6 protein-coding genes are annotated in these 12,221 nt (G+C 70.2%); all 6 read left to right on the top strand.

Annotation, left to right across the window (positions count from 1 at the left end; translation table 11 throughout):
• The first annotated feature begins 585 nt into the window (after positions 1-585).
• The 6 genes from AC10V3_RS32400 to pelF all read left to right on the top strand — a co-directional run bounded on the left by AC10V3_RS32400 (position 586) and on the right by pelF (position 12,219).
• Complete coding sequence (locus AC10V3_RS32400; protein WP_490923932.1) at positions 586-3,477, top strand: bifunctional glycoside hydrolase/polysaccharide deacetylase family protein; 2,892 nt, start codon at positions 586-588, stop codon at positions 3,475-3,477.
• Complete coding sequence (locus AC10V3_RS32395; protein ID WP_022539495.1) at positions 3,440-7,501, top strand: tetratricopeptide repeat protein; 4,062 nt, start codon at positions 3,440-3,442, stop codon at positions 7,499-7,501. Before AC10V3_RS32400 ends, AC10V3_RS32395 begins: the two co-directional genes overlap by 38 nt.
• Before the next feature lie 65 nt (positions 7,502-7,566).
• Positions 7,567-8,130, top strand: a complete 564-nt coding sequence (locus tag AC10V3_RS32390) for a hypothetical protein (protein WP_022539494.1) — start codon at positions 7,567-7,569, stop codon at positions 8,128-8,130.
• Between the two features lie 60 nt (positions 8,131-8,190).
• On the top strand, positions 8,191-9,630 hold the full coding sequence (locus AC10V3_RS32385; RefSeq protein ID WP_041681843.1) for a PelD GGDEF domain-containing protein: 1,440 nt from the start codon (positions 8,191-8,193) through the stop codon (positions 9,628-9,630).
• Positions 9,623-10,633: a tetratricopeptide repeat protein gene (locus tag AC10V3_RS32380; RefSeq protein ID WP_022539492.1), complete on the top strand. Its 1,011-nt coding sequence runs from the start codon at positions 9,623-9,625 to the stop codon at positions 10,631-10,633. Before AC10V3_RS32385 ends, AC10V3_RS32380 begins: the two co-directional genes overlap by 8 nt.
• Positions 10,630-12,219 (top strand): GT4 family glycosyltransferase PelF, encoded by a 1,590-nt coding sequence (gene pelF / locus AC10V3_RS32375; RefSeq protein ID WP_022539491.1) that lies wholly within the window; start codon positions 10,630-10,632, stop codon positions 12,217-12,219. Before AC10V3_RS32380 ends, pelF begins: the two co-directional genes overlap by 4 nt.
• Positions 12,220-12,221 lie beyond the last annotated feature (2 nt).

Here is a 12,221-nt window from a genome sequence, read left to right as displayed (position 1 = left end):
AAACCGGTCGGTGTTGTCATCCTATGCATGAACATACGTGAGCGCGCCGACTGTATGCGAGGCCATACATAAAAGACAGGAACGGGAAAACATGTTGGCGTTTCAAACCTAGCTGTTCGGAATTGTCGTTGCGGACAGTGTCGCGACACGTCGCGCACGGGACCTGGTCGGTTCTCCGTTGATTCGTTTGTGCCCGCGGGGCTTGGTGGTCGCCAGTGCCCGCGTAACGCGTTGCCGCGAGGGCGCTGCGCGTCCATGAACATGCCCCCTATGTGCATGGGGGCAAGGCAGCCGTGGGTCGGGCGTTAACGCGTAGGCAGGGACAATGTCTCAATTTCGGAACAATTGTTGACAGTGCGACTCGGGCGTCTGTCATAGCATCCGCAGGTCAAATAACATCGGAAGTTTCCGAGCTCGACCGACAAAGTCGGGCAAGGCGGCGGCGACCGTCCAAAAATGTCGTGCCGGGCGCACATGAGGCGCGGCGCGCAGATAAAGAGGAAGCTAGCTGTGGAGCAGTCGGAGGAAGCAGGGAGCCGGGGCGCGCGAAGGCGGTCCCGATTGCACGGGGTGATGGCGGTGGCGATGCGACGGTTGGTGCAAGGCACGGCGGTGCTGCTGTCGCTGGTATCGGTCAATGCGGCGATGGCGGCGACGGCGGCCGCACCGGCGCCGGGGGCGCCGATGCCGTCAATCGCCTTCCACTATGGGGCGAAGCCGCCGGTCGATGCGCTGCAGGCCTTCGATATCGCCGTGGTCGAACCCGACAGCGGCTTCGATCCGCGCCAGGCCGCCACGCCCGCCACCGCCTGGTTCGCCTATGTCAGCGTGGGCGAGGTCCTGGAAAGCCGCCGCTACTACAAGGACATCCCGCAGGCCTGGCTCACCGGGCGCAACGACGCCTGGAGCGCGCGCGTGGTCGACCAGGCCGCAGAAGGCTGGCCTGCTTTCTACGTCGACAAGGTGATCGCGCCGCTGTGGCAGCGCGGCTTCCGCGGCTTCTTCCTCGATACGCTCGACTCCTACCAGCTGGTGGCAAAGACCGATGCCGAGCGCGCGCGCCAGGAAGCGGGCATGGTGCGCGTGATCCAGGCCATCAAGGCGCGCTATCCCGAGGCGCGCCTGGTCTTCAACCGTGGCTTCGAGATCCTGCCGCAGGTCCATGGGCTGGCCTATGCCGTGGCCTTCGAATCGCTGTTTCGCGGCTGGGACCAGGGCAAGGGCCGCTATGTCGAGGTGCCGCAGGCGGACCGCGACTGGCTGCTGGCGCAGGCCCGCACCATCCGCGAGCAATACCGGCTGCCGGTGATCTCCATCGACTATTGCGCGCCGGCGGACCGCCGCTGCGCGCGCGAGACCGCGCAGCGCATCCGCGCGCTGGGGATCACGCCGTACGTGGCCGATCCGGCCTTGCAGACCGTGGGCGTGGGCAGCGTGGAAGTGCTGCCGCGCCGCGTGCTGGTGCTGCAGGATCAGCGTCCCGGGGAGTCGATCGACAATTCCGAAGGCGTGCGCTTCGTGTCAATGCCGCTCAACTACCTGGGCTACCGTGTGGAGTTCGCCGGCGTCGGCGAACCGCTGCCGGACCTGGGCGTCGACCGCTACGCCGGCGTGGTGATCTGGCTGGAAGGACCGGTCGACGACGCGGCCGCCGGGCGCCTGCGTCAGTGGCTCGGCAAGCAGGTGGAGCAAGGCATCCCGGTGGCCTTCCTGAACGACTTCGGGCTGCGCATGACCGGGACGATGGCGCACAGCCTGGGGCTGAGCCTGGCCAGGGGCCGCGTCGAGGGGCCGGTGCAGGTGGTGTCGAAAGACCCGATGATGGGCTTCGAGGCGCCGGTATTGCCCGACCGCTCGCGCGCGGTGCCGGTGCAGGTAGGCGCCGGGTCGCGCTCGCTGCTGCGGCTGCGCTCGGGCACGCTCACCTATGACGCTGCTGCAATCACGCCCTGGGGCGGTTACGCGATCAGGCCGTACGCGGTCTTGACCGGCATCCAGAACACCGACCCGGACCGCTGGATCGTGCAGCCGCTGGCCTTCCTGCGCGAGGCGCTGCGGCTGCCGGCGATGCCGGTGCCCGACGTCACTACCGAGAACGGCCGCCGCCTGCTGACCATCCATATCGACGGCGACGGCTTTGCCTCGCGCGCGGAGATGCCGGGCGGCGGCTTCTCGGGCGAGGTGCTGTTCCGCGAGGTCTTCGACCGCTACCGGCTGCCGATGACCATGTCGGTGATTCAGGCCGAGCTCAGCGCCGACGGCATGTACCCGAAGCTCAGCGCCGAGCTCGAGCCGATCGCGCGCAAGATCTTCGCGCAGCCGTACGTGGAGGTGGCCAGCCATACCTTCTCGCACCCGTTCACCTGGGCGCTGACCGTGCCCGAGGGCCGACAAAGGGCGCAGGCCGCCGGCAAGGATCACGGCCACGAGCACGGCGCGGGCAAGCAGGCCAAGGCAGAAGAGGCCTACCACCTGCCGGTGCCCGGCTACACGATGGACCTGAACCGCGAAATCGGCGGTTCGATCGACTACATCAACCGCAAGCTCGCGCCCGCCGGCAAGCCGGTCACGCTGCTGCTGTGGTCGGGCGACTGCCAGCCGCCGGCGCAGGCGCTCAAGCTCGCGGCGCAGGCGCGCGTGCTCAACATGAATGGCGGCGACACCATGATCACGCGCAGCAACCCGAGCTGGACCGCGATCTCGCCGCTGGGCATCAACAAGCCGGACGGCACTTTCCAGGTGTTCGCGCCGAACCAGAACGAGAACGTCTATACCAACCTGTGGCACGGCCCGTACTACGGCTTTGAGCGCGTGATCGAGACCTTCGAGCTGACCGACAAGCCGTACCGCTTCAAGCCGGTCAATATCTACTACCACAGCTATTCGGGCACCAAGGTGGCGTCGCTGAAGGCGCTGCGCAAGGTCTACGACTACGTGCTGGCGCAGCCGCTGCTGCCGCTGCATTCGACCGACTACGTGCGCAAGGTGCTGGACTGGCAGGACATGGCGGTGGCGCGCGAGCTGGGCGATGGCACGCAGCCCGGCGCCTGGATCGTGCGCGGCGACGGCAACCTGCGCAACCTGCGCTGGACCGGCGCCGGCGTGCCGGAACTGGCCTCGGCGCGCGGGGTCACCGGTACCTCGGCGGCGCCGGGCGGAGGCGTCTACCTGCACCTGGACGGCGGCGACGTTCGCTTTGTCACGCGCGACGCGCCGGCCGTGGCGAGCGCTCCGCAGCTGGCCGAAGCCAACGGCATCGTGCGCAACTGGCAGCGCGATGGCAGCGTCACGCGCTTTGCCTTCGGCGGCTACTACAAGCCTTTCTTCCGGCTCGCCGGCGCGGCCAACTGCCGCGTGAGCGTTGACGGCAAGACCGTCCAGGGTGTGCGCGAGCGCGATACCTTGCGCGTCGATACCGCGCCCCTTACCGACCTGAACCATGCCAGCCAAGCCGTCGAAGTCCGCTGCGCCGGCTGAGCGCGAGCGGCTGCTGCCGCCGGCGCTGGTACTGACCTTTACCGCGATGGTGGGAGTCGGCCTGGCACTGATGTTCCCGCGCGAGACGCTGCGCGAGCGCTTGCTGGGGCAGGGCCGCACCATGGACGGCCTGACCGTGGCGTACCTGGAAGCGTGGTCCAAGGCCGCGCCGGACGATCCGGGGTTCATGGCGGTGCTCGCCGAGCAATACGCGCGCAGCGGCCGGCTGGACGAGGCCGAGGCCATGCTGGCGCGCATGCAGGCGCTGCAGCGCGCCGACTTGTCCGCCACGATCCTGCGCACGCGCATCGACATCGCGCAGCAGCGTACCTGGGCGGCGCAGCCCGATACGCCTGAGCGCGCGCAGTTCCTGGCACAGGCGCAGGCCTTGCTCAAGGAAGCCACGGCGCGACGCTGGACCATTGCAGAGCTGCAGAGGCTGGCCATGCAGGCACGCGAGCTCGGCGCGACCGATGCACTGGCGGGCTTCTACCGCGAACTGGCGCGCGCCGACCGCGGCCATGCCGATTTCTGGAATCGCCAACTGGCCGAGATTGCGGTCTCCGGCGGCAACTACCGCGACGCCGCGCGCGCGCTGTTCGCGGCCCAGGCCCGCGCCGGCACGCTGGCCGAGCAGCGCGCGCTGTTCCTGAAGGCCGTGCAGACGCTGCAGTCCGGCAACCTGCTGGACGAGGCACTGGCCGAAGCCGAACGCCATGCCGGGCCGCTGCTCGACGATCCCGAGGTGCTGCGCTACCTGACCAGGCTGGCGCTGGCGGCCAACCGGCCGGAGCAGGCCGCCCGCTACGTGGAGCGGTTGCTGAAGCTGTCTTCGTTGCGGCACCGCCCGGCTGCGCAGGCGGCGCGCATGCTCGCCGCGGCGCAGCCGTGGGCCGCGCAAGGGGTGGTCTTCCTCGACGGCCCGCGCGGGCTGGCGCTGCGCGATGCGCTGCAGGCCGCCGGCGTGCTGCAAACGCGCAAGGCGGCCGCCAGTGCCGCTGACAAGGCCGAGGGCGCCGCCGCCGAGAAGCCCTTCAACGCCGAGGACCATGACCTCGCCTATCGCGTCTTCCTCGCCGCCGGCAAGCTTGACCAGGCCCAGCGCGTGGCCGAGACCGCAGTGCGCAGGCTGCCCGGCGACCTGCTGTGGCGCGAGCGCCTGGCGCAGGTGGCCGAATGGAACCGCCAGCCCGCAGTAGCATTGCAAAACTGGCTGGCGTACGCGCAGGCCAGCAACGACGAGCGCGCCTGGGACCATGTGCTGCGCCTGGCGCCGGGGCTGTCGGATGACGCCGCCTACCTGGTCGCGCTGCGCCACCGGGCGCGCGCCGGCGACCTGCGCACCGTGGACGCGGTGGTCGCCGCCTACGAGCGTCTGGGCGAGCCGGAACAGGCCATGGCCTTCCTGGACGGCCTCAGCCGCGGCCCCAATGCGCGCGAGATCATGGAGCGCAACGCGGCACTGGCCGAGCGCGCCGGCAAGGACGGGCGTGCCTTCACGCTCTACACCGAGCTGCAGGAGCGCTTCGGCCCGCGCCCCGCGTATGCGCTCAAGCTCGCCAACTCCAACTATGTGCATGGCCGCCTGAGGCAGGCGCTTGACGCCATGCTGGTTGCGCGCGCCGCCGCCGGCACGGCCCAGGGTGACGCGCTCTACTGGCGCACCTTCACCGAGCTGGCCAGGCTGAACCAGCGCGACGACCTGCTCGACGAGGGCTATCGCAAGCTGACGGCATCGATCTCCGGCCCGCAGGAGGACCCGTGCCGGCGCCAGCCCGAAGGCAGCCTGCGCAACGACTGCGCGGACGCGCAAACCACCGTGCAGGAACGCGACCTGGCCAACCTGCTGGCGTACTACGACCGCAGCCCGATCGATGCCGGCCGCATCGCCGAAGCCTACTGGCGCAAGCACGGCAGCCAGGAGGCGCTGGAGCTGACGGTCTACTACTACACCCAGGCGCGCGCCTGGGCGCGCGTCGAGCGCTTCCTGGCCAGTCTGACCCCGGCGCAGTTGCGGGCGTCCGAGCAATCGGGCCGCTTCCTGACCTACCGCGCCGAATACCTGCGCGCCATCGGCCAGCGCGAGCGCTCGATGGCAGACCTGCGTCGTGCCGCCAACCTGCCTGAAGCCAGCAGCCAGGCACTGGGCGGGCTGCTGTGGGCACAGGTCGACATGGGCACCGACAACGAAGTGCGCGCACTGATGCGCCGCCTGAAAGGCGAGGCAGAAGACAGCCCCGACCTGTGGGGCGCGTTCGCCGCCGGCCATATGCGCTTCCAGGACGGCCGCTCGGCGCTGCACTACCTGCGCAAGCTCAATGACGGCAAGCAGGCCGATCCGCTCTGGCTTGGCTTGACCGCCGACGCGTATGAGGCCATCGGACAAACCGACACCGCCTGGCGCACCCGCCGCCAGGCATGGGTGGCACTGCATCACGGCTGGGCCGAAGGCGGCCGCATGCATGCGCGGCTGCGCGCCGATGACGAAGACGATGCCGTGGCCGAGGGCGACGAGCCGGGCCTGCCGTCGCGCGCCGAACTGCGCCGCCAGACCGTGGCGCTGGGGCAGGTGTTCGCCTCGGGCGATGTGTCGCGCGCCCTGGTGATCCAGATGCTGCGCGACGACCGTGCCGCCACGGCGCAGGCGCGCAACGCGCCGCGGCCCGCCGGTGCGAAGTCGAAGCTGGGCGATATCGCCGGGCTGCCGCCGCTGGACGTGGCGCCGCCCGCAGCCGTGGTGCAGCGCGAGGCCGCGCGCGAAAAGGCATTATCCGCCGCCGGCCGCGACGTGGCGCTGGCCTGGGCCCTGTCGTCCGAGGCCAACCCGCTCGCGCGCGCCTGGCTCGCCAGGCACTACGCGCGCACGCTGACGCGCCCGGCCTATGCCGAGATCGCGCTGGCGCTGGACAGCAACGACATGGACGCGCTGGACCGCGTGCTGGAACGCCAGGCCGGCCGCGTGCCGGTAACCAACCAGATCGAGGCCAACCTGCGCCTGGACCGCCTCGGCGCCGCGCAGACGCTGGCGTTCGAGGCCCAGGAGGTGGCGCGCACCGACGACGCGCTGCAGGAGACCCTGCAGGACGCGCTGCTCAACAACGCCCAGGCGATCGAGCCGCGCGTCAGCTTCACGCACCAGAAGCCGCTGGAATACACCGAAGGCAGCCTGGCCGGCGGCGTGCGCCTGTGGGATGGCTATGACCTGAACCTGCGCGGCAGTTGGCGCGACCAGCGCAGCACGGACCCCACGCAGCTGGTGAACGTGCCGTCGTCCGACCGGCGCGCCGACCTGTCGCTGGGCTATCAAGACAACGGCAAGCGCTGGCGTGCCACGGCGGGCTACCGCGAAGGCCTGGACACCATGGCCACCGCGCGTTTCTTCGGCGAGTGGAACCGGCAGGGGCGCCTGCAGTTCAGCACGCTGGCGGGGTTGAACCAGCCCGCCGACGAATCCGCCGCGCTGCGCGTGGGCGGAGCCAAGGACGTGGCGGCGCTGGGCGCGACTTACCGCATCGGGCTGCGCGAGTTCGTCGGCGGCCGCATCGAGTACAGCAGCTTCCGCGGGCAGGACCGCAGCGCGCTGGGGCACGGCATCGTCTATGACGTCGAGGCCGGCTACAAGATCCGCACCGCCTATCCTGACTACACCGTGCGCGTGGTTGGCACGCATGCCAGCTACAGCGCCAACGGCGGCAGCCTGACGCCGCGCATGGCTTCGCTGGTGCCGGCCGGGGACGCGGCCACGCCGGGGTTCTACATGCCGCAGGGCTTTACCCAGGCGGGCGTGCTGTTCGGCTTCGGCACCGGGCTGCTGGACGAATACACGCGCAAGTGGCGCCCGTTCGGCGAAGTCGGGCTGCTGCGCGACACGCGCGCGCGCCAGAACTTCCGCATGCAGCTCGGCGTGGCCGGGTCGGTGTTCGGCAACGACCACCTGTCGCTGTTCGTCTCGCACGAGACCGCGGCGCGCAACGGCGGCGTGCCGCTGACGGAGCTGGGAATGCGCTACCGCTGGCTGTACTGAGCCGGCGCGGGCGTGCGGCGATCGGCTGACAACAGGATATGGATCGAGGGAAAAAGGGGAAAACGATGAGCAAAGAGACCAGGGAATCGACGGGCAAGGCAATGAGGCGGCTGGCCGCATGGTGCGGCGCGCTGGGCGCGGCGCTGTGGCTGGCGGGCTGCGCGGTGACGGACGTGGGCCGAGCGCCGCAGCTTGCACGTGGCGAGACCATCGCCGTGCTGCCGATCGTCAACTACACCGAGACGCCGCAGGCGGGCCTGCGTGCCGAGGCGATTGCGGAGAGCCTGCTCAAGACCGGCGGCGTGGCCAGCCTCAAGCGCTACCCGGCCAGCCTCAACCCGGAAACGCTGTTCGAGCCCGCCGAGCGCGAGGCCGTGGGCAAGGCGCTGGAATGGGCGCGTGCCGAGAAGGCGCGCTATGCGCTGACCGGGGCGGTGCAGGAGTGGCGCTACAAGGTCGGCGTCGACGGCGAGCCGGCGGTGGGCATCTCGCTGCAGCTGCTGGACGTGGCCAGCGGCGAGGTGGTCTGGTCGGCCACCGGCAGCGACAGCGGCTGGAGCCGCGCCTCGCTGTCGGGCACCGCGCAGAAGCTGTTGCGCCGCCTGCTGGCGCCGCTGATGCAGGGTTGAGGTGTTAGCGCGAAGCATGACAATGCCGCAGGCATGCGGCAAACCGGTTGAAGCAAGGGGATAAGCGTGGCCAATCCGGCTGACAACACACATCGCGCGCGGCAAGGGCAGGGCATCGGCCTGGGCGGACGCTATGCGCGCCTGCTGGCGCCCGCGGTGAATGGGCGCGCGGCCGTGGTCGAACTGGTGGTGGCGATGCTGCTGGCGATGGGGCTGGCCTGGCTGGTGCTGCCGCAGAACCCGCTGCTGCTGGGCCTGGGCTTTCCTTGGGCCTGGCTGCTGCCGGTGATCCTGGCGCTGCGCTATGGCACGCTGATCGGCGTGGGCAGCGTGCTGATGCTGCTGGGCGGGTGGTTCTTCTTCGAGGAGGCCGGCGCGGTCAGCGGCCCGTTCCCGCGCATGTTCTTCCTGGGCGGGCTGCTGCTGGTGCTGGTGGCCGGGCAGTTCGGCGATATCTGGGGCACGCGCCTGGCGCGCGCCCGCGCGGTCAACCGCTACCTGGACGAGCGCCTGGCGGCGCTGACCAAGAACCACTACCTGCTACGCATCTCGCACGCGCGGCTGGAGAACGACCTGCTGGCGCGGCCGACCACGCTGCGCGACACGCTGTCGCAGCTGCGCGGCGTGGCGCAGGACGAGGCAGTGCGCACCGGCCAGCCGCTGGCGGGCGCGCAGCCGATGCTGCAGGTGGTGGCGCAGGCGTGCCAGCTCGAGGCCGCCGCGCTCTACGCGAGCGACGGCGACAAGATCGACGCCGCCCCCGCGGCGAGCGTCGGCCCGCTCTTCGCGCTCGACACCACCGACCCGCTGGTGCGCCACTGCCTGGACACGCGCCAGCTCGCGCACCTGCGCGCCGAAGGCCTGCAGCATGATGCGCAGACCCGCTACGTGGCGGTGGCGCCGGTGCTGGCCGGCTCCGACCACCTGATCGGCGTGCTGGTGGTCGAGCGCATGCCGTTCCTGTCGCTGACCTATGAAAACCTGCAGATGCTGATGGTGCTGCTGGGCTACTACGCCGATGGCGTCGAGCATGCCGGCGCCACCCGTTCGATCCAGGCGGCAGCGCCGGGCTGCCCGTACTCGTTCGCGCTCGATTACGCGCGTCTGTCGCGGCTGCGGCGCGAGACCGGCATCGACAGCTCGGTGGTGGCGCTGGTGTTCGACCTGGACCCCGAGCGCGACGCGCTGTTCGACCAGGTGGTGCGCAGCCGGCGCGCGCTGGATGTGGCGTGGCCGGTGGTCAACAGCCATCACCGGGCCATGCTGACGCTGATGCCGCTGTCGGATGCGCAGGCGGTTTCCGCGTATCTGGTGCGTATCGAAGACATGCTGCGCGCGCAGTTCGGCACCGATTTCACCAGCGCGGGCATCGGCGTCTATACGCTGGCCGTGCCCGGCACCGGCTCGGAAGACGCGCTGCTCAAGCTGCTGCACCGCGCCCAGGTGGATGGCGCTGTGGCGCAGACGAAGGTGCAAGCCGGGGAAGCCCGCCATGTTTAAGCTCGGCGCCGGCGGCCTGGCCGCGCAGCTCGCCGCGCTGGCCTTGCTGGCCCGCGCCGGCAACAGTACCGCGCTGCTGCTGGCCTTTGTCGGCATGCAGGCGGTGGCGGCCGCGCTGACCGCTCTGGTGCTGTGGCGCCTGCTGCCGCGGCGCATGCGCGTGCCGTTCGCGTGGAGCTACGGCTTTCTCGCGCTGTTCTGCTTTTTCGTGCCGCTGGGCGGCGTGCTGGTGTGGTTTGGCAGCTATCTGTTCTCGAAACTGTTCCCACGACGCACGGACGCCAGCGGCATCGGCACCGTGGGCCTGCCCGAGTTCGTCACGCACCTGATGGCGCGCGTCACGCACGGCGGCGGCGCACGCCTGCGTGCGCAGCTGGGCAACGCGCGTGCGCCGTTGCCTGAGCGCCTGACCGCGCTGGTGGCGATGCAGTCGATGCCGGCGCGCACCGCCAGCCCGGTGCTGCGCGAGCTGCTGGCCGACAGCGCCGACGATATCCGCCTGCTCGCCTACGGCATGCTGGACGGCGCCGAGAAGCAGCTGACCCAGCAGATCCTGGCCGAGCTGCCGCGGCTGGAAAGCGCCGCCAGTGCCGTCGAGCGCGCCGAGATCAACAAGCGCCTGGCCGATCTCTACTGGGAGCTGATCTACCAGAACCTGGTGCAGGGCGACGTCTACCGCTACACCGCCAGCCAGGTCGAGCGCTATGCCGGCGCGGCGCTGGAGCATGACGACCGCAACGCCTCGCTGTGGTACATGCGCGGCCGGCTGGCGCTGGTGCGCAACGCCCCGCGCGAAGCGCGCGAATGGCTGCAGCGCGCCGAATCCCTCGGCTTTGCGCGCGAACGCGTGCTGCCGCTGCTGGCCGAAGCCGCTTACCTGGAACGCGACTACGCCGCGGTGCGCCAGCTGATGGCATCGTTCGACAGTCCCTCGCCGCTCCCGCTGGTGCGGCCCCTGCTGCGTTACTGGCAGTCCGGAGCACAAGCCGGAGCGCAATCATGAGCGAGATCCTGCTGAAAGGGACGTCGGCCGACGTCATGCTGCTGCTCGAAGGCACCTTCCCCTATGTGAGCGGCGGCGTATCGAGCTGGGTCAACCAGATGATTCGCGCGTTCCCCGACGTGCGCTTCGGCATCGTCTTCATTGGCAGCCGGCGCCAGGACTATGGCGACATGGCCTACCGGCTGCCGCCCAACGTGGTCCACCTGGAAACCCATTTCCTGTACGATTTCCCGCCGCCGCCGATGGTCCACGGCAGTTCCGGCGATCCCGCCGCGTTCGACGCCTCGGACCGGCTGCACGACCTGCTGCGCCAGCCCGGCCACGAAGCCGAAGCCGGCGCCATGATCCGCGCGCTGATGCCGGCGCTGCGCGAGGGCGGGGCGCTGGGCGAAGACGCCTTCCTGTACAGCCGCCGCGCCTGGCAGACCATCACCGACCAGTACCGGAGCTTCTGCACCGACCCGTCGTTCACGGACTATTTCTGGACCGTGCGCATCATGCACAAGCCGCTGTGGCAGCTGATGCGCATTGCCGACGGCCTGATCCCGGCGCAGGTCTACCACACCGTTTCCACCGGCTACGCGGGCTTTCTCGGCGCGCTGCTGCGCCACCGCAACCAGCGCCCGCTGCTGGTGTCGGAGCACGGCATCTACACCAAGGAACGCAAGATCGACCTGTTCCAGAGCCAGTGGATCCGCGACAACCGCAATGTGTTCGAGCGCGACATCTCCCAGATCAGCTACTTCCGCGAGCTGTGGGTGCGCTTTTTCGAGACGCTGGGGCGGGTCTGCTATGACGCCGGCGATGACATCGTCGCGCTGTATGAAGGCAACCGGCGCCGCCAGGTGCTCGATGGCGCCCCCGAGGCGCGCACGCGCAGCATCCCCAACGGCATCGACCTGCCGCGCCTCGCGCCGCTGCGCGACCAGCGCAAGCCGGGCGTGCCGCCGGTGCTGTGCCTGATCGGCCGGGTGGTGCCGATCAAGGACGTCAAGACCTTCATCCGCGCGATGCTCACGGTGGTGCGCGAGTACCCGGAGGCCGAAGGCTGGATCGCCGGCCCGGAGGACGAGGATCCGGAATATGCGCGCGAATGCCGCAGCCTGGCGCAGAGCCTGGGGCTGGGTGACAAGGTCAGGTTCCTCGGCTTCCAGCGCATCGACGCGCTGCTGCCGCAGGTGGGCGTGCTGGTGCTGAGCTCGATCAGCGAGGCGCTGCCGCTGGTGGTGCTCGAAGGCTTTGCCGCCGGCGTGCCGTGCGTGACCACCGACGTGGGCTCATGCCGCGAGCTGCTGTTCGGCCTGCCCGGCGAGGATGCCGCGCTGGGCGCCGCCGGCGGCGTGGTGCGCATTGCCGACCCCGCGGCGCTGGCCGGCGAGGCCCTGGCGCTGCTGAAAGACCCGGCGCGCTGGCAGGCGGCGCAGGCGGCGGGCGTTGCCCGGGTGGAGCGCTACTACACCCAGCAGCGCATGGTGGGCAGCTACCGCGACCTGTACCAACGGCTGATGGCGCAACCCGACGGCGCCGGGCATGACCGGCGCGGCGGCGGCAATCCCGCGCGCTGCCCGGTCCACGGAGGAGCCTGAGC

Source organism: Cupriavidus sp. PB-02, from assembly GCF_058252315.1.
Note: the sequence above shows the minus strand (reverse complement) of the source record. Positions and strands in the feature narration are given on the sequence as shown.